The sequence below is a fragment of the Citrobacter sp. Cpo069 genome, assembly GCF_030332785.1.
Lineage (GTDB): Bacteria > Pseudomonadota > Gammaproteobacteria > Enterobacterales > Enterobacteriaceae > Citrobacter > Citrobacter portucalensis.
Window position 1 is genome coordinate 163,844 of the sequence record NZ_JAOWHD010000059.1, and the last position, 22,655, is coordinate 186,498.

The window sequence follows — 22,655 nt, forward strand, 5'->3', positions numbered from 1 at the left end:
GGAGTGCTCAGTGGCGCGGATAAACCGAATCTCGATCACGCTCTGTGCTTTACTTTTTACTACACTGCCCTTTACGCCTATGGCTCATGCTTCCAAGCAGGCCAGGACGACACCTACCAATTCTCACACCATCAAAACGGTAGATAAAAAGAAAAGCGCAACAACCAGCCAAAAAACAACAAAGACCAGTAAGAAAACGGCGACAAAAACCACCAGCAAAACCAGCACCAAAACCGCTTCCTCTTCTAAAAAACGCACTGCCACTCCGGCAAAGTCGACTAAAACTGCAAATCGCCGTGGTAAAACTGCCGCAGCACAAACCGCAGCCGTTACCTGGACGGAAAAATGCACACCCCGCAAAGGTCATAAACCACGCTGCGTGAAGGTGAAAACCACTGCACCGACTACGCTTGCTGACGCACATAAAGTGAAAGTGCAGAAAGCGACTAAAACCGCTATGTCCACCTTGATGAACCAAATCGGTAAACCTTATCGTTGGGGCGGCTCCTCGCCAAGAACCGGGTTTGACTGCAGCGGTCTGGTTTATTACGCCTATAAAGATCTGGTGAAGTTCCGCATTCCGCGTACCGCGAATGAAATGTACCATCTGCGTGATGCCGCACCAATTGAACGTGGCGAGCTGAAAAATGGTGATCTGGTATTCTTTCGTACCCAGGGTCGCGGAACAGCCGATCACGTCGGCGTCTACGTCGGCAACGGTAAGTTTATTCAGTCACCGCGCAGCGGGCAGGAAATTCAAATCACCTCTCTGAGCGAAGATTACTGGCAGCGCCACTATGTGGGCGCTCGTCGGGTAATGACGCCAAAAACAATTCGCTAAAAACTTACCCTACAGAACATGCTGTAGGGTAAGTTCTTCTTTTGCATAACCTTTCAATTTGCTACCCTATCCTTACTCACAATGAGGCTATTGTGTGTACTCAATATAAATAATAAGGAGAGAAGCAATGTCGTTTGAATTACCTGCATTACCGTATGCCAAAGATGCTCTGGCACCGCACATTTCTGCCGAAACGCTGGAATATCACTATGGCAAACACCATCAAACCTACGTGACCAATCTGAACAATCTGATTAAAGGCACGGCGTTTGAAGGCAAATCACTGGAAGAGATCGTTCGTAGCTCTGAAGGCGGTGTATTCAATAACGCAGCACAAGTATGGAACCACACGTTCTACTGGAACTGCCTGGCACCAAACGCAGGTGGTGAACCGACCGGTAAACTGGCTGATGCAATTGCCGCCTCCTTTGGCAGCTTTGCAGATTTCAAAGCGCAGTTCACCGATGCCGCTATCAAAAACTTCGGTTCTGGCTGGACCTGGCTGGTAAAAGGAACGGATGGCAAACTGGCTATCGTCTCCACCTCCAACGCAGGTACTCCGCTGACTACCGACGCGACGCCGCTGATGACCGTTGACGTATGGGAACACGCCTACTACATCGATTATCGCAATGCCCGTCCTGGCTACCTGGAACATTTCTGGGCGCTGGTGAACTGGGAATTTGTTGCGAAGAACTTCGCAGCATAAAAAAGATAACGCAGAAGGACTTCCTTCTGCGTTTTTGCATTAATTCGCGGTAGTGAAAGCCTCTTCAGGCTGTCTTCTTGCGGAAATGAACACCAGTAGCAGCGCAAGACCCGCCACAATCGCCCCCATCACCGGTACAAAACTGTAGCCCAGGCCGCCAGATATCACCGCCCCACCGGCTGCCGCACCTAACGCATTCCCCAGGTTAAACGCGCCAATATTGACTGACGATGACAATCCAGGCGCTTCGCTGGCAACGCGCATCACACGCATCTGCAACGGTGGAACGACCGCAAACGTCGCCGCGCCCCAGACCACCATACTGGCCGCCGCTCCCAGCTCATTACGCGCAAGGAAAGGAATGGCCAGCATAATAACCATCAGCAGCAGTAAAAAGCCTTTCAGCGTACCGTTGACTGAACGGTCAGCCAGTTTGCCGCCAAAATAGTTACCGATCGAGAAGCCAACGCCTATCAACACCAGCATCCCGGTAACAAATGCCGGTGTAGCATGAGTGATAGTATGCAGAACCGGCGAGATGTAGGTATACAGCGTGAACATCGCCCCAGCACCCAGTACGGTAGTCAGTAACGCCGACAGCACCTGTGGGCGCATCAACACCGCCAGTTCGCTGCGGACATCCGGGCGCTCTCCTGCTCCACCCTTGGGTAATGAGAAGAACAGGCTGACCATCGCAATGACACCCAGCCCTGCAGTGGCCATAAACGACATGCGCCAGCCGATGGTTTCACCAAGCCAGGTCGCCGCCGGAACGCCGCCAATATTGGCGATGGTTAACCCCATAAACATCGTTGCCACGGCGCTAGCCTGCTTATGTTTGGGTACCACACTGGCTGCAACCACAGAACCGAGACCAAAAAAGGCTCCATGGTTAAGACTGGTCAAAATACGCGATAGCATCAGCGTGGTGTAATCCGGCGAGATAGCCGAAAGCACATTACCCAGCGTGAAAATCGCCATCAGGAATATCAAAGCATTACGTCGCGCACGATGAGACAGCAGCAATGTCATCAGCGGTGCACCTACCATCACACCTACCGCATAAGCGCTGATCAGCATGCCAGCCGCCGGAATCGAGACGTCCACACCTTTGGCAATGACGGGCAATAACCCCATTGGCGAAAACTCGGTGGTGCCAATACCAAACGCCCCGATTGCCAGCGCCAGTAAAGGGTAATTGATTTTCATATTTCGACTCCGTATCGTCGAGCCGCGGCACGACATAAATAAGAGTCAAAAGCATGACATTGATCGCAAAATTAATAAAGTTAACAAAACTGCAAAAGACTTTTGCTTATTCGCAAACAATAGAGGGGAAAAACGAGTCGAAGGGATGAGGGAGAGCTAACTCCCTCGGGGAAATCAATGCAGCGCTGCGGTCAGACCACCCGCGACGATCAATCCCAGAACAATAATGGTAGTCACTAACGAAAATTTCAGATCGGTGCTCATCAAGTTTTCTCCTTTTTATTCCCACACAAAAAGTGATATTGCGCATTTTTACACACTTGAAAGCAAAAATCTCTCACGATTTATATTGATAACTGCTTTTAACTCTTCCCCTTTTCGTTAAGATCAGACAAAATTCCACGCTTACTTGATTAGCGTACCGGCCATTGACCCCTTCCTGACGTTCCGTGTCGTTTTCCCGGCGTGCCGCAACCCTTACGTTGCGATAAGGGTGTGTAAAGGCAAACGTTTACCTGGAGTATTCTCAGGAGCTTAGGATATGGTCTGGAGTGAGATGTAATGGCAACAATTAAAGATGTAGCGAAGCGAGCAAACGTTTCCACTACAACCGTATCACACGTAATTAACAAGACGCGCTTTGTCGCGGAAGAAACACGTAATGCTGTCTGGGCAGCAATCAAAGAACTGCACTATTCTCCGAGCGCAGTTGCCCGTAGCCTGAAGGTAAATCACACCAAGTCTATCGGCTTGCTGGCGACCAGCAGCGAAGCGGCCTATTTCGCCGAAATTATCGAAGCCGTTGAGAAAAACTGTTTCCAGAAAGGCTATACCCTGATCCTGGGTAACGCATGGAACAGTCTCGAAAAACAGCAGGCTTATCTGTCGATGATGGCGCAAAAGCGCGTTGATGGTCTGCTGGTGATGTGTTCTGAGTATCCGGAGTCGCTGCTTTCTATGCTCGAAGAGTATCGCCATATCCCGATGGTCGTCATGGACTGGGGCGAAGCAAAAGCCGACTTTACTGATACGGTCATTGATAACGCCTTCGAGGGCGGTTACATGGCGGGCCGGTATCTGGTAGAGCGCGGTCATCGTGAGATTGGCGTGATCCCTGGCCCAATGGAACGTAACACCGGGGCTGGGCGTCTGGCTGGCTTTATGAAAGCGATGGAAGAAGCGCTGATTAAAGTGCCTGAAAACTGGATTGTCCAGGGCGATTTTGAGCCTGAATCCGGCTATCGTGCCATGCAGCAAATTCTGTCGCAGTCACATCGTCCGACCGCTGTCTTCTGCGGTGGCGATATTATGGCAATGGGTGCGCTGTGCGCCGCTGACGAAATGGGGCTGCGCGTACCGCAGGATGTCTCACTCATCGGCTACGACAACGTGCGCAACGCCCGCTTCTTCACGCCGGCCTTGACGACCATTCACCAGCCGAAGGATTCACTGGGTGAAACGGCCTTCAACATGCTGTTAGACCGTATCGTGAATAAACGTGAAGAGTCACAGTCTATCGAGGTGCATCCGCGCCTGGTTGAGCGTCGCTCCGTTGCCGACGGTCCGTTCCGCGATTACCGCCGTTAAGCCTGTTGTGCGGGAGTCTCATCTGGCTCCCGCAGCCATTCCTTGTTCAACGTTTCACTATCCCCTAAATAGTCCAGCAGCCAACTCAATGCTGGTGACGTATCGTTCTGCTGCCATGTCAGACAACATGCGGCATCAGGAAAGGGGTTCTCCAGTTGCAGTGCAACCCATTTACCACTATCGATCCACGGCTTGGCAAAATGCGTCGGTACCATGCCCACACACAATCCCGCGGACAAACAGGTCGCAGAGGATTCCCAATCCGGCACGACGACGCGCTTTTGGTTGTCCAGCAGCCAGGTAATACGCTTCGGCAATGTTCGGGAGGTATCTTCGCGCACCAGTGACGGCCAGTTGCGCAACGTGTCATCACTTAACGGTCCGGGCATTGACGCCAGTGGGTGATGACTGGCTACCACGCAGCTCCAGCTCAGCATTCCCATATCGCGGAAGGTATAGCGCCCCCCGACCGGAATGGCCTGTGTGGCCCCGATGGCCAGCTCCACACGCCCATCAGACAGTGCGTCCCACACGCCGTTAAACACTTCCTGAAAAACTAACAACTCCACATCATCAAAGTGACGGTAGAAATCCACGATCATCTGTCGGGTACGATCCGGGCGGACAATGTTATCGACGGCGATCGCCAGCTGTCCGCGCCAGCCGTTGGCAATTTGCTGACATTGCTGGCGCGTGATCTGCATTTTTTTGATAACAGAGCGGCCTTCTTTTAAAAACCATGCCCCGGCAGGCGTTAATTCCACATCCCGATGGCGTCGCTCAAAAAGTGGCACCGCTAGCCATTCTTCCAGCTGGCGTACGGTGTAGCTTATCGCCGAAGGTACACGGTGCAGCTCCTGCGCGGCCGAACTAAAACTGCCGTTACGCGCAACCGCATCAACCACTTCAAGTGAATATTCCGACCACATATTCTGCCTGCAAAAAATTTGAAATCAGTAAGCAAATATTAGCGTTTCACAGCGAGAATTACACTCACTACACTCAGCGGCATTGTTCTACTGCTAAAAAAGAGAAATGATGATGCAACCTGGGAAAGGGTTTTTAGTCTGGCTGGCAGGTCTTAGCGTGCTCGGTTTTCTGGCAACGGATATGTATCTACCTGCCTTTGCTGCTATTCAGTCCGATCTGCAAACACCTGCATCTGCCGTCAGCGCCAGCCTGAGCTTGTTCTTAGCGGGGTTTGCCGTCGCGCAACTGCTGTGGGGGCCGCTTTCTGACCACTATGGTCGCAAGCCTATTTTGCTGCTGGGTTTATCTATCTTCGCACTGGGTAGTCTGGGCATGCTATGGGTTGAAAACGCCACTGGTCTGCTGGTACTGCGATTTGTTCAGGCCGTTGGCGTCTGTGCGGCATCGGTTATCTGGCAAGCGCTGGTTACCGATTATTATCCTTCACAAAAAGTAAACCGCATCTTTGCCACTATTATGCCGCTGGTCGGGTTATCTCCTGCACTCGCCCCGCTATTAGGCAGTTGGATCCTGGTACATTTTTCCTGGCAGGCCATTTTTGCCACTCTGTTTGCCATTACTCTGATTCTGATGCTTCCGGCTCTGCGTCTCAAGCCAACGGCTAAAGCGCGCGATGACAGCCAGGATAAACTGACTTTCGCTACCTTGCTGCGCTCGAAAACTTACCGTGGAAACGTGCTGATTTATGCCGCCTGTTCCGCGAGCTTTTTCGCATGGCTGACAGGTTCCCCGTTCATCCTCAGCGAAATGGGTTATAGCCCAGCGGTAATTGGTCTGAGCTATGTTCCGCAAACTATCGCCTTCTTAATTGGTGGTTACGGCTGTCGTGCAGCGCTGCAAAAATGGCAGGGTCGTCAGCTGCTGCCCTGGTTACTCATTCTGTATGCCTTCAGCGTTGTAGGCACCTGGGCGACCGGCTTTATTCATCATGTTGCATTGGCTGAAATCCTGATCCCATTCTGCGTTATGGCGATTGCGAACGGCGCAATCTACCCTATCGTTGTCGCGCAGGCATTACGCCCTTTCCCACAGGCCACGGGACGCGCAGCCGCATTGCAGAATACGCTGCAACTGGGTTTATGCTTCCTGGCAAGCCTTGTCGTTTCCTGGTTGATTGCCACCCCACTGCTCACCACCACCAGCGTTATGCTGACAACAGTATTGCTGGCTGCTGTGGGTTACAAAATGCAGTCGCAGAAAACTGACGCCCCGCAAACAGATGATCGTGCGCAAGTTGCCCACGGAGAGTCGCACTAATAATGGTTGCGGGCATTTAGTTAGCCCGCTAACAATTATTAGTTGAATCGTCAAAAATTCAGGCATATACTGATTTTCAGTTGTTAAAAAAACGATAATTTTAATGCGTTAACGGGGACAAGAACGTTCCCGTTTTACCACGGATGGCCTTTTCGGCAAGGGTTTCTCCCTTCCTCTGTTCTACGTCGGATTATAGATTCGCGGATTAATTCCGTGAGATTTCTCACAAAGCCCAAAAAAGCGTCTACGCTGTTTTAAGGTTCTGATCACCGACCAGTGATGGAGAAGCTATGAGTTCATCATGTATAGAAGACGTCAGCGTACCGGATGATGACTGGTACCGCATTACCAATGAATTATTGAGCCGTGCAGGCATTGCCATTAATGGCAATGCACCGGCTGATATTCGAGTAAAGAACCCCGATTTTTTCAAACGCGTATTGCAGGAAGGATCGTTAGGGTTGGGTGAAAGTTATATGGATGGCTGGTGGGAATGCGACCGGCTGGACATGTTTTTTAGTAAAGTCTTGCGCGCCGGTCTTGAAAACCAACTCCCCCGCCACTTTAAAGATACGCTACGTATCGCCACGGCTCGCCTGTTCAATTTACAGACCAAAAAACGTGCGTGGATGGTCGGCAAAGAACATTACGATTTGGGCAACGATCTCTTTACCCGCATGCTTGACCCTTATATGCAGTATTCCTGCGCCTACTGGAAAGATGCCAACACTCTGGAATCTGCCCAGCAGGCGAAGCTCAAAATGATTGCTGAAAAATTGCAACTGAAGCCAGGAATGCGGGTGCTTGATATTGGCTGTGGCTGGGGTGGTTTATCCCAGTTTATGGCATCGCAATATGGCGTGAGCGTGGTGGGTGTGACCATTTCGGCAGAACAGCAGAAAATGGCACAGGAACGTTGCGCTGGGCTGGATGTCACCATTTTGCTGCAGGATTATCGCGACCTGAACGACAAATTCGACCGCATTGTCTCCGTCGGCATGTTTGAACATGTTGGACCGAAGAACTACGCCACCTATTTTGAGGTGGTCGATCGTAATTTAAAACCGGATGGTCTCTTTTTACTGCACAGCATCGGCTCCAAAAAAACCGACAATAACGTTGATCCGTGGATCAATAAGTATATCTTCCCAAACGGGTGTTTGCCGTCAGTTCGCCAGATTGCCAACGCCAGCGAACCGCATTTTGTGATGGAGGACTGGCATAATTTTGGCGCGGATTACGACACGACGCTGATGGCATGGCACGAGCGTTTCATGAGCTCCTGGCCTGAAATCGCCGATAACTATACCGAACGTTTCAAACGGATGTTCAGCTATTATCTGAACGCCTGCGCCGGGGCGTTTCGTGCTCGAGATATTCAGCTATGGCAGGTGGTATTTTCCCGCGGTGTTGAACACGGTCTGCGCGTTCCCCGCTAATCGTTTTCGCCCCCGTAGCAACGGGGGCTTTACTCTCAGGCTTAGGCTCCCGCTTCGCCCGTTATGTTGCTGATGGCGCTTTCACGCGCCGCCAGGACACGCTCAACGGTATCAACCACCGCCTGCGTTTGGGGATCGATTTCGATATTAACCCGTGCGCCCAGCTTTTTCTTGCCAAGCGTCGTACGCTCCAGCGTTTCCGGGATCAAATGTACACAGAAACGCGTCGGCGTCACTTCACCGACCGTCAGACTGATACCGTCAATACCAATAAATCCTTTGTACAGGATATATTTCATCAGCGACGGATCCTGGACTTTAAACCACACCTGACGGTTATTCTCCGAGGTCAGAATTTTCGACACTTCGGCAGTGGTCATAATATGGCCCGACATTAAATGTCCGCCAATCTCATCACTGAATTTTGCCGCACGTTCAACGTTAACCAAATCTCCAACCTTCAGATCGCCCAGGTTGGTGATACGCAGCGTTTCTTTCATCAGGTCGAAGCTTATCTGGTTACCGTTAATTTCGGTGACCGTCAGGCAGCACCCATTGTGGGCAACCGATGCGCCGGTCTCCAGCGCATCCAGCATATATTCAGGCAACTCCACAACATGCGTACGAAAATTTGGTTTTTCATCAATGGACACCAATTTTGCGGTGCCCTGCACAATACCCGTAAACATACTTCCTACTCCTGAACTCAATTAAGACATCTCTGCACAGCACAATAGCAGGTGGAAATTCAGGTTGCCAGCAATGCGCCACCAGCGCCTGTTTTTTCACTGGAGAATTACGTATTCCTCGCTACAATAGACTGAAATTTCCCCTGCTTTTTCTCCTTGCTGCCATATAAGGCGGCTTTTTTAGTCTCTCAAATAACAACAATATAGTGGTGTACACGTGCAAAAGTATGTAAGTGAAGCGCGTCAGTTATTAGCTCTGGCAATTCCGGTGATTCTTGCGCAAATCGCTCAAACCGCAATGGGATTCGTTGATACCGTCATGGCGGGCGGATACAGCGCGACGGATATGGCGGCAGTCGCCATTGGTACGTCCATCTGGCTACCGGCCATTCTGTTTGGTCACGGACTACTGCTGGCGTTGACGCCGGTAATTGCGCAACTCAATGGTTCCGGACGCCGCGACCGTATCGCCCATCAAATACGTCAGGGATTCTGGCTGGCGGGCAGCGTCTCCGTGCTGATTATGGTTGTGCTATGGAATGCGGGGTACATTATTCGCTCCATGCATAACATCGACCCGGCGCTGGCGGATAAAGCCGTTGGTTACCTGCGTGCCCTGCTGTGGGGCGCACCGGGTTATCTGTTCTTCCAGGTAGCCCGTAACCAGTGCGAAGGATTAGCCAAGACTAAACCGGCGATGGTGATGGGTTTTCTCGGCCTGCTGGTGAACATTCCGGTTAACTATGTTTTCATTTATGGGCATTTAGGCATGCCGGAACTGGGCGGCGTGGGTTGTGGTGTGGCAACAGCAGCGGTTTACTGGGTGATGTTTATCGCCATGCTCTCTTACATCAAACGTGCGCGTTCAATGCGCGATATCCGTAATGAGCGTGGTTTCCAGAAACCTGACACCGCAGTAATGAAGCGTCTGGTACAGCTGGGTTTACCTATCGCGCTGGCGTTATTTTTCGAAGTGACGTTGTTTGCGGTGGTCGCGCTGCTGGTTTCTCCATTGGGGATTGTCGACGTAGCCGGACACCAAATCGCACTGAACTTCAGCTCGTTAATGTTCGTCCTGCCAATGTCTCTGGCTGCCGCCGTCACCATTCGTGTCGGTTATCGTCTGGGCCAGGGTTCCACACTGGATGCGCAAACCGCAGCCAGAACGGGTCTGGGTGTTGGTGTGTGCATGGCGGTCGTAACAGCGATTTTCACCGTGACATTCCGCGAGCATATTGCCCTGCTCTATAACAATAACCCGGAAGTTGTCGCCCTGGCGGCTCAGCTCATGTTACTGGCCGCGGTGTATCAAATTTCGGACTCTATCCAGGTTATTGGCAGCGGGATCCTGCGTGGTTATAAAGATACGCGTTCCATTTTCTTTATTACCTTTACGGCATACTGGGTGCTGGGCCTGCCGAGCGGTTATATTCTGGCGCTTACCGATCTGGTAGTTGACCGGATGGGACCGGCGGGATTCTGGATGGGCTTTATTATCGGCCTGACCTCTGCGGCGATACTGATGATGCTGCGGATGCGGTTTCTACAACGCCAGCCGTCAGCGGTTATTTTACAACGCGCTGCGCGATAACCTCATAAAAGCCGCCACCAGGCGGCTTTTTTTCGCCTCAAAACGGGCTGGCGTTTTTGGCGTTCATCCACGCTTCACTAATGGGATGCCTGAAATGCAGTTCACTGGCATGTAGCATCAGCCGTGACGTTTGTTCAGTACCCGGCAGCAGACGCCCACCGTACAGATCGCACCCCAAAATAGGATGTCCCAACTGCTGACAATGGATCCGTAGTTGATGGGTGCGCCCGGTTTCAGGGGTCAGTTGCACCCGCGTCAAGGGGAGCAACGTCCCCTCTTCCTGACGATGATAAAAACGCTCGACAACCTGATAGCGCGAGCGCGCGGGTTTGCCGTTGAGAGCACAAATCGACATCAATGGAAACAGCGCCGGGTCTTTGGCAATCGCGGCGTCGATAACCCCTTCGTTGTTATCCAGATGCCCGCATAACAGCGCACTGTACACCTTAGTGACCGTCCGCTGGCTGAACTGCTGGCAAAGCGCGGCGTTAATAGCCTTGTTACGAGCGACCACCATCAGCCCAGAAGTGCCGAAATCAAGCCGATGTACCAGCGTGCAGCCAGGGTAAATCTGTACCAGCCGGTGATGTACCGAATCGAGATTCTGCGGATTTTTGCCCGACAGGCTAAGCAACCCGCTGGGTTTATTGATGAGCACCAGATGCTCGTCCTGATAGAGGGTCTCTATCTCGTCATGGCAAGGCGGGGCAATAAAGGTATCGAGGATCGTAGACATCAGGCGGCCAGAATGAGGTGTGGGTACGGATGATAACGAATTTTCACCACAGTGGCGAATCTGAGCATTGACCCAATGGCTGGCATGGTAGAGTGTGATTTATCCTGAGTGCGATGAGAGGGTTACTCTGTGCAACAAATCGATTTTTACATGGTGGATGCCTTTACCACCACGACATTTGGCGGTAATGCCGCAGCAGTCTGTCCGCTCACGGACTGGTTGCCCGATGAAACATTATTAAAGATGGCGCAGCAGCATAACCAGTCAGAAACTGCTTTTTTTGTCGCCAATGAGAATGGCTTTGAGCTGCGTTGGTTTACCACTCAGGGTGAAATCAATCTGTGTGGGCATGCCACGCTTGCCGCCGCGCATGTCATCTTTGAACATCTGGATTTCCCGGATACCAAAATCCAATTTGCTACCCGCTTTGTGGGACCGCTGACGGTCACGCGCTGCGGTGAATGGCTGACGCTTGATTTTCCAGCCTGGCAAAGCAAATCTGCCGTGCCGCCCTCTTTACTGCTGGAAACATTAGGCATCACCGAATACAAAGAGGTGCGTGTGGCACGCGATTACATGGTGGTGCTGGAAAATCAACAGCAGGTTGAGGCTGTTCGCCCAAACATCCACGCCATGATTCCGCTGGGGAAAATGGTATGCATCACCGCGCCGGGTGACGGGGAATACGATTTTGTCAGCCGTTTCTTCTGCCCGGGCGAAGCCGTCGCGGAAGACCCGGTCACAGGCTCGGCACATAGCATGCTGATCCCTTACTGGGCTGGAAAACTGAATAAAACACAGATGCTGGCACGCCAGGTCTCTGAACGCGGCGGGGATTTACGCTGTCAGTTAGCAGGAACGCGTGTATATATCAGTGGGCAGGCGATAACTTATCTGACCGGTAAAGTGCTGTTGCGCTAGCAGCCTTACCCAAAATAACCAATCCATGGAGGATTTATGTCGAACAAACTCGTGCAGATACACTTTGATTTTCATGGTCCGTTTGGGGCTGAGATGTCGAATCAGCTCGTTGAACTGGCCGAATCAATCAACCAGGAGCCGGGGTTCATCTGGAAAATCTGGACCGAGAACGAAGCAAATCACGAAGCGGGAGGCATCTACCTGTTCCAGGACGCAGACACCGCTCAGGCCTATATCAAAAAGCATACCGCCCGCCTGAAGCACCTGGGTGTGGAAGAAGTAACGTTCAAAATCTTCGATATCAATGAACCGTTAAGTAAAATTAACCACGGTCATATCAGCTAAACTTTTGCCTTAGACGCCCCCTCCCGGGGCGTTTCTTCATTTCCCCCTGCTTTCCCCTTTCAACAGCGATATCCCCGTCACCGCTCCAGGACAGTGATTTAGCCTGGGCCACGTTTGCAGTAGTTCACAAAATCAGCGTTAGCGAAAACTATCGCTGGCCGAACGCACTATGAAGGAGTATAAAATAATACAAACAGTATTATTTTATACAAAATGAATCACAAACTGCGACTGGAGATTCTCATATGACCGCGGACATTACACTGAACTCATCTGCTGGAAGCTTCCCGCCAGCAGGTCATTACTCGCACAGTACAACGGCTGGCGGATTCGTCTTCATTTCCGGGCAGTTGCCGGTCACTTTCGACGGCGAGAAAAAAGCGGATGCCTCTTTTGAAGATCAAACCCGGCTGGTACTCAAGAATATTGATGCTTGTCTGGCTGGTGCTGGGGCATCACGTCAGCATCTGGTGTCTGTTCGCGTCTATGTGACGGATATGAACCAGTGGCCGACGTTTAACAAAATCTATGGAGAGTGGATCGGCGATTTCCGTCCATCCCGTGCAGTAGCAGGTGTTGCGGAACTTCATTATGGTTTTGCGCTGGAAGTTGAAGCTATTGCGTTGGCCCCGCAAGCGTGACGTTTAACAACATACAGGTGAACAACAATGACTGAAATGACACTGCCTGATTATAACGATGTTGCCGCTGCGGCAGAGCGTATCGCAGATTATGCTAACAAAACGCCGGTGATGACCTCCCGAACGGTTAATGAAGAATTTGGCGCGGAAGTCTTCTTTAAGTGCGAAAACTTCCAGAGAATGGGCGCCTTCAAATTTCGCGGCGCTATGAATGCGCTACGCCAGTTCACCCCACAACAACGCGCTGCGGGCGTCGTGACGTTTTCTTCCGGCAACCATGCACAGGCCATTGCCCTGTCGGCAAAGTTGTTGGGTATTCCAGCAACAATTATCATGCCGCATGATGCCCCGGCGGCCAAAGTTGCGGCGACGAAAGGCTATGGCGGAAAAGTGGTAACTTACGATCGCTATACTGAAGATCGTGAAAAAATTGGTCGGGACCTGGCAGAGAAACAGGGGTTAACGCTAATCCCCCCTTACGACCATCCGCACGTGATAGCAGGCCAGGGCACCGCCACAAAAGAGCTAATTGAAGAAGTGGGTCAGTTAGACGCTCTTTTCGTGTGTCTGGGCGGTGGCGGCCTGCTCTCAGGATCCGCCCTGGCGGCCAGACATCTGTCTCCTGACTGCATCATCTATGGTGTCGAACCTGAGGCGGGTAACGATGGTCAACAGTCGTTCCGAAGTGGAAAAATAGTTCATATCGATACGCCCAAAACCATTGCTGACGGTGCTCAGACTCAACATCTCGGGAACTATACGTTTCAGATTATCAAGCAAAATGTGAACGATATTCTGACTGTTTCAGACACTGAGTTAGTTGCCTCAATGAAATTTATCGCTGAACGCATGAAAATCGTCGTAGAGCCAACCGGGTGTCTGGGTTTTGCTGCCGCCAGAGCGCGTAAAGCTGAGCTTCGCGGCAAGAAAATCGGCATTATCATCAGCGGCGGAAACGTGGATATCAGTCGCTACAGTGAATTTCTGGCCGGATGATAAACAGGGTATCTGCCATGTAGATACCCTACTTTTACTGTCTGTACACTCCCGTCTGGAAAAACGTTCCCAGGTCACTGTAAACTGCTCGCAATCATGGCAACAGACATCACCGCAGGAGACTGGCATGCCAAAAACCGAGAATAACTCGCTTCTCAGCCAAATTGATACTATCGCCAGGGGATTGAGTGAGACCTTCTCTCCGTTTTGCGAAGTGGTGGTTCATGACCTCAAAAATCCTGATCATGCCATTTTGTCCATCCATAATAATCTTTCCGGACGTCAACCCGGCCAGCCAGCAACCGAGCTTGGTCTAGCGAGAATCGCATCACCTGACTTTCCCAGCATCATTGCGAACTACAGTAATCAGTTTGCCGATGGCCGCCCGGTGAAAAGTACATCGATTGGCATCAAGGACGAAGACGGCAAATACGTAGCGGCACTTTGCCTGAATGTCGATATGACGCTGTTCCGTGGTATGCAGAGTGCTCTTGCGCGTTTTACTGAAACTGAAAATTCCCCCATTAAGGAACATATCGATCCCGGCAGTAATGAAGTCATCCGCCAGCGTATTGATGACTTTGCCGCTAAACGCGCGACGACGGCCCGAGCCCTTAAACCTCAAGACCGTAAGCTGCTGATTCAACAATTACGCCAGGACGGTTTGCTGAACGTACGCAAATCTATGGATACGGTTGCACAGCATCTGGGCGTATCGAGGGCCACCGCCTATCTGTATGCCCGCCAGTCAGCTCAGGCGGGTGAATAAACGGGTTCAGATAGACCACACTTGCCACGTAGAGAATTTCTGTCCTTGATTACCGACACGAAGCGCTCCCGCTCCACTAAAGGCGGCTTCGTGCCCGATATAGTTACCCACCAGTAAACAACCAAATCCAGCTGCAGTGAAAAAAATTAACCTTTATTTTCGTGCGCATTTATTGGCACTGAGTAAATAGATGATTTATTTTTGTACATACATAGTGAAATTTAGCTTTACTCAAATAACACACCAGCATTCTTAATGCACCACAGCAGAACAGACAACAACTAACTAACTGATTTAAAAGAGTTAAAAAACTATTGAAGTTATTACATCAATAATACCCATGCAATATATATAAATAGCGTGATATCTAAATTATAATTCTTTAACATCCGGCTGATTGGTGAGGTAAGAATGCGATTAATGGTCATGTTGGTAAGCTTTGTACTCTCCACCCAGCTATGGGCAGGTGAACTTTCCAGGCCCACCGGTAAAGTGCTTTTAACGCTGTCGGGTAATATTGAAAATACAAATGCAGACGGGAAAGCCGTTTTTGATACCGCCAGCCTTGAGAAGCTGGGCATGGTCAGTTTCCAGACCACCTCCCCCTGGTATAATGGGCGCACTACCTTTACGGGTATTCCGCTACAAAAGCTCATGGATTATGTCGGGGCGAACGGCTCTGTTGTTAAGGTCACTGCACTCAATGACTACACCACTGTTATCCCTCTTAGTGATTTCAAAAAATACAATGCTATCCTTGCGTTAAAAATCAACGGAAAATATATGCGCATCCGTGACAAAGGCCCGTTATTCATTGTGTACCCCTATGACAGCATGCCAGAATTGAATAATCAGATTTATTATTCAAGGTCTGCATGGCAGGTCAGTAGTATGGATATTGAGTAAGCGTTCAGAGGAACATCATGAACAGAATACTGGCTGGCATCATCTTTTTTCTTTTTATATCTACCGGGTATATCTCTTTCCTCGTGCATGAACGGCAACAAGAGTTACAGAAACTGACTCACTACACCGATTCCTGGTCTGCTGCTCAGCTGGTATCACAATATTACCGATTTGAATCGTTGCTTGGTCTTTACACTATCGATGATACGATGAATCTCGATGATGTACGCATGCGCCTCGACATTATGCTTAGCCAGAGTGATTTGATAAAAGAAGGTGACCTGGGGCGCTACATCGAAAGCAATATAGCCCACCGTGAACTGGCGGTAAAACTTGAAAATACCCTTAGTTTTCTGGATGTTAATCTAGAGAAAATGAACCGTTCAGCACTCCAGGCTTATCTGAAAAAAATGCATACTCTGGATGCGCCACTGGGTCGTCTTTCATCTGGTGCGTTAAACAAAGATGTTAACTCGATCAATAACGCCAACCAAAAAATTCAGACGCTGTACTATATTTATTCTGCAACCTCTGTGCTGCTGATAATACTGAGTGCGATTCTGGGCGTGCTCATTTTCTATCAAAACAGAAATATTCTGCGGGCGCACCTGCAGGTCAAGAGTCTTGCCGAAGAACTGCAGAAATCTAAAGAAAAACTGCAAATTCAGAATGCTAAACTGGAATATGACGTCTACCATGACTCTCTTACCGAGATGAATAACCGTCAGCTATTCTGGAGCGATTTAAATAAAACAATTGAGAGAGCAGAAAAAAATCACGATTCTGTGACTGTGATGTTGTTTGATTTAGATCGATTCAAAGAAGTAAATGATACGTATGGTCATGATGCCGGTGATATGTTGCTACGCCAGATATCTGACCGACTGGTTTCGATGAGCCTTACTTCGGATACGCTGTATCGCCTGGGTGGAGATGAATTTGCGTTTCTCTCAAGTGGCCTGACAGAAAGCCACGCTGTTTCGCGCGCCCAGAAAATATGTGAATTTATTAGCCAGCCCTACACTATTTATAACACGATTATCAACATAACCACCTGTGTTGGCATTGTTATCTCAGACACTGAACGACGTTCCGACTACCTTTATAAATTTGCCGATCTGGCCCTTTATGAAGCCAAAGGTGAAGGCTCTGGTAAGATAAAAGTCTTCCGACAACGAATGTTAGAAAAGCTACAAGAAAGCAGAACGCTTGAGCATGATATGGCATTGGCAATAGTGAACAAAGAATTCGTGGTTTATTATCAGCCCATTGTTGACTCCTTCAGCCAGGAAATTTATAGCTATGAAGCCCTAATTCGTTGGCTCCATCCTCTAAAGGGCCTCCTGTCGCCGGATAACTTTATTCCTGTTGCTGAAAAAACCGGAATGATTAATGAGATGGGGAAAGCTGTGCTTGAAATTGCCTGCCGGGAAGCGGCTTGTTGGGCGGTTCCGGCTAAAATTTCAGTGAATGTCTCTCCTGTCCAGCTAAGCAGCAAAGCCTTTGTCGGTATCGTACTGTCTATTCTGAAAGAAACTGGACTCCCAGCCGATCGTCTTGAACTGGAAGTAACAGAATCCTCTCTCTTCACTGAGAGTACGACGCCGATGAACACACTTAACAAACTCAGAGCCATGGGTGTAAAAATCTCCATCGATGATTTTGGCACCGGATATTCTTCCCTTTCGCGCCTGAGCAGGCTTGCCTTCGATAAAATTAAAATAGACAAGTCGTTTGTCCATTCAATATCCACACAGGAAGATGCGCTTAATATCATCAAACTGATCACCGGCATGGCGAAATCCCTCAATATGAAGGCTGTTGCTGAAGGTGTTGAAACGCAGGAACAACTAAAAAGCCTTCAGGCGCTGGGCTGCGATTTCTCCCAAGGATATCTGTTTGGTAAACCTCAGCCTTGTATCGATGAGAAAATCAGAAACGGTTGAATCGCTCTCAGACTATTTGATCATCAACCGTAGCGCTAAATCATTCGGATAAGGATCAAAATAGTTCTGGGTAAGCAGATAGCTGTCTGGGTATTCAGCCAGATAGTGCTTGAGTAGCGTCAGAGGCGCCAATATTGGCAGCAGCCCACCGCTATAGTTGAGGATAACGTCACGTAACTCTCCGCGCTGGCGGGAGTTCAACCGTTCGCGGAAGTAGCCCTGGATATGCATCAGTACGTTGGTGTGATTTTTTCGTGAGGCGGGCTTTTTGAGGATCGTCATGAGCTTTTCACGATAGACAACGAAAAAAGCGTCCAAATCATCCCACTGGTGAAGCGAGGCAACGAATGGGCCGATTTCCCGGTAACCGGCCTGGTGATGAGCCAGAAGCTGTAGCTTATAGCGACTGTGAAAGTTGAGTAAGCCATGGCGAGTAAGACCATTGGCCCGCAGCCTATTAAGCTCATGCAATGCGAACACGCGTTCGACAAAGTTCTCCCTCAGCACTGGATCGTGCAAGCGGCCATCTTCTTCGACTGGCAACCACGGGTAGGTTTCCATTAACGCGCCAGTAAACAGACCAGTCCCTTCTTTTCGCCCACGATTTCCCTTCTCGTCATACAGTCTCACTCTTTCCATACCGCAACTCGGTGATTTAGCACAGACGATAAAACCCGAGAGGCCACCAAGTCCCTGAAGATATGAGTTGGTGAAATCGGACATTTTATCGGTTACATCCTCACCAGGCGCATGGCTAAAACAGATGCGGACATTCCCTTGGGCGGTTTGAACCAGACGCAACGCGGGACGTGGTACAGGCAAACCGATGGACATCTCTGGGCAGACAGGTTTGAAAGTCACCCACTGAGCCAGCTCGTCCATTACAAACCCCATCCGTTTATGCCCACCGTCGAATCGCACGGCTGAACCAGTTAAACATCCACTAATCCCGATGACAGGCTGAGTGTTCATAACAACCCCCTCGTTAATTGACGACCCTTTTCGGGAAAAAATGACGGTTTCACTATTAAATCATAGCGTAAGTTATCTGCTGTGAGTTGAACTGATAGATGCAAGTGTAAGTATCCCCCATAATCGTGCCATTCCTAATGAATATTTAGGCGGGATACAAACCAGGCAATCAAAGAATCCAATTAAAACAGCAAAGGCAGGTACTGTAGATATATAGATCTCTAAATTGATGTTCATCACATTGACAGGTTCTTACGTGAATTCGACTTCAATCTCTTTATATACTCTTTATTTGTTCATATCTTCATGAGGAATAAAGAATGTTCGATCATGTGAAAATCGGTGTAAGTGATTACGAAAAAAGTAAAATTTTCTTTCTCAACGCGCTTCAGCCGCTTGGCGTAGAACTCATCGATGAAGGCACACCAAGCTACGGTGTTGAAATGGGCTCCGAGAATGTTTCACTTTGTCTGTTCCACACGAATGACAAGCCGGCTCCTCTGCATCTGGCGTTTGTCGCAAAAACCCGGCAGCAAGTTGATGAATTTTACAATGCAGCTTTGCGCACGGGAGCCCAGGATAACGGAGCACCTGGCTTACGTTCCTATAGCGAAAACTACTATGCCGCATTTGTCATTGCACCTGATGGCCATAATATTGAGGCTGTCTGCCATGCGCCGGACTGATTAAGGTGCAGTTTGGATATCGAAAAATTATTCGATGTTGATTTTGAATCTGCCTGAAGAGCTGTAATAACGCTGCTTATTTGAACTCATAGCATAAGAGTATCGTTGAAAAGAAGGAATTCGTATATGTCTAAGATTAAGTTTGAACTGAGGCGAGGATAGCTCTCCCGCCAGTGAAGCAAGGACAATAAGAATGTAGCCTTAGTGCAACATCTTTATTCTAAATATCTGCAGCTAAAGTTGGTAAATCCCCTGAACGGTTCTATAGTCGGGACTGCTTCTCATTACAGGGTTCACTAATGCGATTTAACGGACTGACTAAAGGCTTCTTCATTTTCATACTTGCCCTCGTGACCTGGGCGTTCTTCGATGTATTGTCCCCCTACTTTTCCGCCATTTTGTGGGCCGCGATATTAACGACTATCTTTAACCCGGTAAAAAACAGACTGCGTAGCGCGCTTGGTGAACGCAACGGGCTGGCATCGTTGATTACCATCGTCATTATCTGTCTGATTGTCTTTATCCCGCTGATGGTAATCCTGTCATCGCTGGCCATTGAACTGAACGTGGTATACACCAAACTGCAACAGAATGACACGCAGTTCCCGGAAGTCGTCACTTCTATTCTTTCGTACCTTCCTGACTGGGCCAGAGGATTTCTGGCAGAACACAATCTGGATGATGTCGCGCAGATCCAGAAAAAACTGTCCGATGTCGTGCTGCAAGGCGGGCAATATCTCGCTGGCAGTGCATTTCTGATCGGGAAAGGCACATTCGGCTTTGCTATCAGCTTTGGCATCATGCTGTATCTGCTGTTCTTCTTACTGAAGGATGGACCGTATCTGGTGCGCCAGATTCTGGACTCATTACCCCTTTCTGATTTTGCCAAACAGCACCTGTTTGCCAAATTCGTCGGCGTGACGCGGGCAACCGTCAAGGGCACGGCGGTCGTCGCTTTGGTTCAGGGTATTCTTGGCGGCATCGCGTTTGCAATTGTGGATATCGACGGCAGCGTTCTGTGGGGGGCGTTGATGGCGTTTCTCTCGCTCGTGCCTGCCGTGGGCTCAGCGATCGTCTGGGTACCTGCAGCAATATTCCTGTTCGCCACCCACCAGCTATGGCAAGGGCTGTTTATCGTTGGCTTCTTCGTGATTATCGTTGGGCTGGTGGACAATATCCTGCGCCCGCTGCTGGTAGGTAAAGACACCAAAATGCCGGACTATCTTATTTTGATTACCACTCTCGGCGGCATGGAGATCTACGGCATTAACGGCTTTGTGATTGGCCCCCTAATTGCTGCACTATTCATAACCTGCTGGAACCTGTTTTCCGGGCGTGACCATGAAGGTAACGTGGAAGGAATCGACGAAGCCTTTATGGAAGAAGGAAAAAATCCTCCAGATTTATGATTGCAGGACGATAACAGAAGGCGGTTTCTGGACCGCCTTTTTTATTTTCACGCAAAATCATGCGTTTCCTATAATTGCAATCATGCGTATTCATTAATCGTCGCAGAAGGAACTAATCAGTGCGAATTGCCACAATCACCAACTGGGCCTATAGCGCGACGGTATGCCTGACCATCGCTTCAGGCGTTGTCATGCTGATGGCATCCAGCGCCGATAACACAGAACGCCAGGTGGTAGAACAGCGTTATCAGTTCGATCAACTTACCGAAGAAGTCGAACTCGATGCCTGGTCGCTGTCCGACCTGGCGCGCGACTATGTTATTGCAAAAGATCCTCAGGTGCTTGACGCCTACCGTCAGAAAGAAGCATCGCTAAAAGCGGTGGAACAGCGGTTGTCGAAGCTAAAAGACATCGGGGCAACGGATGAAGAGCTGGCGCTATTGCACGAAGGGCTACAGATTGTTGATGCCCTGCGGGACGAGCAAGCTGCGGCGCTTGCCAGCGTCGCGCGCGCAGAAGAGTCGCAGGCTATTGCCCTGCTCTATGGGAAAAGCTATGAACAGGAACTGGAACGCGCCCAGGACCGGATAGATCATTTCCGCCAACTGCTCGATAACCGCGTACGCAATACAATTGAATATGCAACCCAGTCATCCCGCATGCTGCGGACAGCCTCTGAAGTGATGGTCGGTCTGACAGCGCTGCTGTTTTTATTCGTTCTCGGTTTCATTTTAAAGCGTCGCGTCCTGCGTCCCGTCGTGCGTTTGAGCGATGTCGTAAACCGTCTCGCATCGCAGGATTATGCCGTTGAGACGCCCAGCTTTAACCAGATAGATGAAATAGGCGACATGGCGCAGGCGATCCGGATATTTCGCGAGAACGGTCTGGCGCGTCAGAGACTGGAGAAAGAGCGAGATGCAGACTGGGCAATCCGCGATCTGCTGGCGCGCATGACGCAACGTCTGCAAGGCTGCGAGAGTTTTGCCGATGTCATCAATGTGGCAGAGCTGTTTGCACCGAATATTGCTCCAGGTATCGCCGGGCGGCTTTACATACTGGACCAGGAACCCTGGCAAATGCGCTGCGTTGCACAATGGCTTTCTCCGCAGGGTAAAGCGGATGCGTTCCACCCGGACGAATGCTGGGCTGTGCGCCGCGGCCAGAGTCATCCTCCGGTACAAGGTGAACCCGATATCGCCTGCTACCATCTGCCAGAGTCATGCCAGCACCATACCCTGTGTGTTCCGCTGATTGCCCAGGGCGAAGCCATCGGCCTGCTCTCATTCCAGAACCTTAGCGATGATTCCGCCCCCTCCCGTGCATATCTGGAGCTGATGGCAGAAGCACTCGGCCTCGCATTAGCCAACCAGCGTCTGCGTGACGCCCTGCTGGAGAAAGCGCTCTACGATCCGCTAACCGGACTGCGCAACCGTCATCATCTTGAAGATACACTGCGTACCCAGATGAGCCAGGCAGTGCGTAACAAAGAACCGATCAGTTGCCTGATGATCGATATCGATCATTTTAAAAGTATTAATGACCGCTTTGGCCATGAGGCAGGCGATAGCGTAATCAAAAGTATCGCTGCGACTATTCAGCGCGTTGTCCACGACAGCGGCATGGCCTTCCGCTACGGCGGTGAAGAGTTTCTGGTACTGCTGGCCAATACGGATGAACAGGCCGCTAACCGCTTTGCTACGGAAATCTACAACGGCGTACGCGAACTGTCGCTGCGCTTTGGCGTTTCCGATATTGGACACGTGGATGTCTCTATAGGTGTCGCCAGTTACCCGCAGCATGCCCAGAGCGACAACCTGTTACGCGCCGCAGATGTCGCACTGTACCGCGCGAAAGAGTTAGGTCGTTCGCGCATTGTGAGCTTTGGCATGCTGGAAGCGAGCTGATATGCGCCAGCACTTCTGGCATTGCTTTACCTCTACACCAGGTGGTATGTTAATTGGATGAACACAAAACACGATATCAACGGTTTTAATCACAACCTGTGGTGGCTGCCTT

Annotated in this window: 22 protein-coding genes; 16 read left to right on the forward strand and 6 right to left on the reverse strand. The window is 50.1% G+C overall.

From position 1 onward, the window contains the following. The first annotated feature begins 10 nt into the window (after nucleotides 1-10). Nucleotides 11-841, forward strand: coding sequence for a C40 family peptidase (locus OGY08_RS16780; protein ID WP_003832759.1), 831 nt, complete (start codon nucleotides 11-13; stop codon nucleotides 839-841). A gap of 127 nt (nucleotides 842-968) precedes the next feature. Continuing rightward, nucleotides 969-1,550, forward strand: coding sequence for a superoxide dismutase [Fe] (gene sodB / locus OGY08_RS16785; RefSeq protein ID WP_003029205.1), 582 nt, complete (start codon nucleotides 969-971; stop codon nucleotides 1,548-1,550). A gap of 39 nt (nucleotides 1,551-1,589) precedes the next feature. Here the strand turns inward: sodB and OGY08_RS16790 are convergent, their stop codons facing one another. Then, nucleotides 1,590-2,759, reverse strand: a complete 1,170-nt coding sequence (locus OGY08_RS16790) for an MFS transporter (protein WP_125363533.1) — start codon at nucleotides 2,757-2,759, stop codon at nucleotides 1,590-1,592. A gap of 174 nt (nucleotides 2,760-2,933) precedes the next feature. Then, nucleotides 2,934-3,023, reverse strand: a complete 90-nt coding sequence (gene cydH / locus OGY08_RS16795) for a cytochrome bd-I accessory subunit CydH (protein ID WP_003029209.1) — start codon at nucleotides 3,021-3,023, stop codon at nucleotides 2,934-2,936. 297 nt (nucleotides 3,024-3,320) lie between these two features. On the opposite strand from cydH, the gene purR reads away from it, so the two are divergent. Beyond that, nucleotides 3,321-4,346 (forward strand): HTH-type transcriptional repressor PurR, encoded by a 1,026-nt coding sequence (purR, locus tag OGY08_RS16800; protein WP_003832757.1) that lies wholly within the window; start codon nucleotides 3,321-3,323, stop codon nucleotides 4,344-4,346. On the opposite strand, the gene punR is transcribed toward purR, so the two are convergent. Beyond that, on the reverse strand, nucleotides 4,343-5,275 hold the full coding sequence (gene punR, locus OGY08_RS16805) for a DNA-binding transcriptional activator PunR (protein WP_125363534.1): 933 nt from the start codon (nucleotides 5,273-5,275) through the stop codon (nucleotides 4,343-4,345). The genes purR and punR overlap by 4 nt on opposite strands. 112 nt (nucleotides 5,276-5,387) lie before the next feature. Between punR and punC the strand changes: the two genes are divergently transcribed. Both punC and cfa read left to right on the forward strand, forming a co-directional pair. Beyond that, the gene (gene punC / locus OGY08_RS16810; protein ID WP_032943314.1) at nucleotides 5,388-6,593 is read left to right on the forward strand and encodes a purine nucleoside transporter PunC; all 1,206 of its coding nucleotides are present in this window, start codon (nucleotides 5,388-5,390) and stop codon (nucleotides 6,591-6,593) included. A 290-nt stretch (nucleotides 6,594-6,883) separates the two neighbouring features. After that, complete coding sequence (gene cfa, locus OGY08_RS16815; RefSeq protein WP_008784662.1) at nucleotides 6,884-8,032, forward strand: cyclopropane fatty acyl phospholipid synthase; 1,149 nt, start codon at nucleotides 6,884-6,886, stop codon at nucleotides 8,030-8,032. A 41-nt stretch (nucleotides 8,033-8,073) separates the two neighbouring features. On the opposite strand, the gene OGY08_RS16820 is transcribed toward cfa, so the two are convergent. After that, nucleotides 8,074-8,721 carry a riboflavin synthase gene (locus OGY08_RS16820; RefSeq protein ID WP_003832752.1) on the reverse strand — a complete coding sequence of 216 codons (648 nt, stop codon included), beginning with the start codon at nucleotides 8,719-8,721 and terminating at the stop codon, nucleotides 8,074-8,076. A gap of 217 nt (nucleotides 8,722-8,938) precedes the next feature. Here OGY08_RS16820 and mdtK point away from each other — a divergent pair, with 217 nt between their 5' ends. After that, nucleotides 8,939-10,312, forward strand: coding sequence for a multidrug efflux MATE transporter MdtK (gene mdtK, locus OGY08_RS16825; protein ID WP_008784661.1), 1,374 nt, complete (start codon nucleotides 8,939-8,941; stop codon nucleotides 10,310-10,312). A 37-nt stretch (nucleotides 10,313-10,349) separates the two neighbouring features. On the opposite strand, the gene OGY08_RS16830 is transcribed toward mdtK, so the two are convergent. Further along, nucleotides 10,350-11,048 (reverse strand): RluA family pseudouridine synthase, encoded by a 699-nt coding sequence (locus OGY08_RS16830; protein ID WP_125363535.1) that lies wholly within the window; start codon nucleotides 11,046-11,048, stop codon nucleotides 10,350-10,352. A 129-nt stretch (nucleotides 11,049-11,177) separates the two neighbouring features. Between OGY08_RS16830 and OGY08_RS16835 the strand changes: the two genes are divergently transcribed. The 7 genes from OGY08_RS16835 to OGY08_RS16865 all read left to right on the forward strand — a co-directional run bounded on the left by OGY08_RS16835 (nucleotide 11,178) and on the right by OGY08_RS16865 (nucleotide 17,572). After that, nucleotides 11,178-11,969 (forward strand): PhzF family phenazine biosynthesis protein, encoded by a 792-nt coding sequence (locus OGY08_RS16835; protein ID WP_286566133.1) that lies wholly within the window; start codon nucleotides 11,178-11,180, stop codon nucleotides 11,967-11,969. 36 nt (nucleotides 11,970-12,005) lie between these two features. After that, nucleotides 12,006-12,314, forward strand: a complete 309-nt coding sequence (locus tag OGY08_RS16840) for a monooxygenase (RefSeq protein WP_048235442.1) — start codon at nucleotides 12,006-12,008, stop codon at nucleotides 12,312-12,314. Between the two features lie 245 nt (nucleotides 12,315-12,559). Continuing rightward, on the forward strand, nucleotides 12,560-12,955 hold the full coding sequence (locus tag OGY08_RS16845) for a RidA family protein (protein ID WP_003832744.1): 396 nt from the start codon (nucleotides 12,560-12,562) through the stop codon (nucleotides 12,953-12,955). A 27-nt stretch (nucleotides 12,956-12,982) separates the two neighbouring features. Further along, the gene (locus OGY08_RS16850) at nucleotides 12,983-13,951 is read left to right on the forward strand and encodes a threo-3-hydroxy-L-aspartate ammonia-lyase (protein WP_125363537.1); all 969 of its coding nucleotides are present in this window, start codon (nucleotides 12,983-12,985) and stop codon (nucleotides 13,949-13,951) included. 127 nt (nucleotides 13,952-14,078) lie between these two features. Next, the gene (locus OGY08_RS16855; protein WP_125363538.1) at nucleotides 14,079-14,720 is read left to right on the forward strand and encodes a helix-turn-helix transcriptional regulator; all 642 of its coding nucleotides are present in this window, start codon (nucleotides 14,079-14,081) and stop codon (nucleotides 14,718-14,720) included. A 411-nt stretch (nucleotides 14,721-15,131) separates the two neighbouring features. Then, the gene (locus tag OGY08_RS16860) at nucleotides 15,132-15,626 is read left to right on the forward strand and encodes a putative pterin-binding protein (RefSeq protein ID WP_003832739.1); all 495 of its coding nucleotides are present in this window, start codon (nucleotides 15,132-15,134) and stop codon (nucleotides 15,624-15,626) included. Nucleotides 15,627-15,643: 17 nt separating this feature from the next. Continuing rightward, nucleotides 15,644-17,572, forward strand: a complete 1,929-nt coding sequence (locus OGY08_RS16865) for a putative bifunctional diguanylate cyclase/phosphodiesterase (protein ID WP_241176365.1) — start codon at nucleotides 15,644-15,646, stop codon at nucleotides 17,570-17,572. A 12-nt stretch (nucleotides 17,573-17,584) separates the two neighbouring features. Here OGY08_RS16865 and OGY08_RS16870 read toward each other — a convergent pair whose 3' ends face one another. Beyond that, complete coding sequence (locus OGY08_RS16870) at nucleotides 17,585-18,544, reverse strand: YbgA family protein (protein ID WP_071446509.1); 960 nt, start codon at nucleotides 18,542-18,544, stop codon at nucleotides 17,585-17,587. A 320-nt stretch (nucleotides 18,545-18,864) separates the two neighbouring features. Between OGY08_RS16870 and OGY08_RS16875 the strand changes: the two genes are divergently transcribed. The 3 genes from OGY08_RS16875 (at nucleotide 18,865) to OGY08_RS16885 (ending at nucleotide 22,543) form a co-directional block, all read left to right on the forward strand. After that, on the forward strand, nucleotides 18,865-19,230 hold the full coding sequence (locus tag OGY08_RS16875) for a VOC family protein (RefSeq protein WP_008784652.1): 366 nt from the start codon (nucleotides 18,865-18,867) through the stop codon (nucleotides 19,228-19,230). A gap of 299 nt (nucleotides 19,231-19,529) precedes the next feature. After that, the gene (locus OGY08_RS16880) at nucleotides 19,530-20,639 is read left to right on the forward strand and encodes an AI-2E family transporter (RefSeq protein ID WP_003832733.1); all 1,110 of its coding nucleotides are present in this window, start codon (nucleotides 19,530-19,532) and stop codon (nucleotides 20,637-20,639) included. A 119-nt stretch (nucleotides 20,640-20,758) separates the two neighbouring features. Then, nucleotides 20,759-22,543, forward strand: coding sequence for a diguanylate cyclase (locus OGY08_RS16885; RefSeq protein ID WP_125363847.1), 1,785 nt, complete (start codon nucleotides 20,759-20,761; stop codon nucleotides 22,541-22,543). Nucleotides 22,544-22,655: the final 112 nt, after the last annotated feature.

Bases quoted from the DNA above. Each gene is read 5' to 3' on its own strand.
- OGY08_RS16865 (WP_241176365.1), top strand. From the start codon at position 15,644: ATGAACAGAATACTGGCTGGCATCATCTTTTTTCTTTTTATATCTACC.
- OGY08_RS16820 (WP_003832752.1), bottom strand. From the start codon at position 8,721: ATGTTTACGGGTATTGTGCAGGGCACCGCAAAATTGGTGTCCATTGAT.
- OGY08_RS16840 (WP_048235442.1), top strand. From the start codon at position 12,006: ATGTCGAACAAACTCGTGCAGATACACTTTGATTTTCATGGTCCGTTT.
- OGY08_RS16845 (WP_003832744.1), top strand. From the start codon at position 12,560: ATGACCGCGGACATTACACTGAACTCATCTGCTGGAAGCTTCCCGCCA.
- OGY08_RS16870 (WP_071446509.1), bottom strand. From the start codon at position 18,544: ATGAACACTCAGCCTGTCATCGGGATTAGTGGATGTTTAACTGGTTCA.
- OGY08_RS16860 (WP_003832739.1), top strand. From the start codon at position 15,132: ATGCGATTAATGGTCATGTTGGTAAGCTTTGTACTCTCCACCCAGCTA.
- OGY08_RS16850 (WP_125363537.1), top strand. From the start codon at position 12,983: ATGACTGAAATGACACTGCCTGATTATAACGATGTTGCCGCTGCGGCA.
- purR (WP_003832757.1), top strand. From the start codon at position 3,321: ATGGCAACAATTAAAGATGTAGCGAAGCGAGCAAACGTTTCCACTACA.
- cfa (WP_008784662.1), top strand. From the start codon at position 6,884: ATGAGTTCATCATGTATAGAAGACGTCAGCGTACCGGATGATGACTGG.
- punC (WP_032943314.1), top strand. From the start codon at position 5,388: ATGCAACCTGGGAAAGGGTTTTTAGTCTGGCTGGCAGGTCTTAGCGTG.
- OGY08_RS16830 (WP_125363535.1), bottom strand. From the start codon at position 11,048: ATGTCTACGATCCTCGATACCTTTATTGCCCCGCCTTGCCATGACGAG.
- OGY08_RS16880 (WP_003832733.1), top strand. From the start codon at position 19,530: ATGCGATTTAACGGACTGACTAAAGGCTTCTTCATTTTCATACTTGCC.
- OGY08_RS16875 (WP_008784652.1), top strand. From the start codon at position 18,865: ATGTTCGATCATGTGAAAATCGGTGTAAGTGATTACGAAAAAAGTAAA.
- sodB (WP_003029205.1), top strand. From the start codon at position 969: ATGTCGTTTGAATTACCTGCATTACCGTATGCCAAAGATGCTCTGGCA.
- cydH (WP_003029209.1), bottom strand. From the start codon at position 3,023: ATGAGCACCGATCTGAAATTTTCGTTAGTGACTACCATTATTGTTCTG.
- OGY08_RS16855 (WP_125363538.1), top strand. From the start codon at position 14,079: ATGCCAAAAACCGAGAATAACTCGCTTCTCAGCCAAATTGATACTATC.
- punR (WP_125363534.1), bottom strand. From the start codon at position 5,275: ATGTGGTCGGAATATTCACTTGAAGTGGTTGATGCGGTTGCGCGTAAC.
- OGY08_RS16790 (WP_125363533.1), bottom strand. From the start codon at position 2,759: ATGAAAATCAATTACCCTTTACTGGCGCTGGCAATCGGGGCGTTTGGT.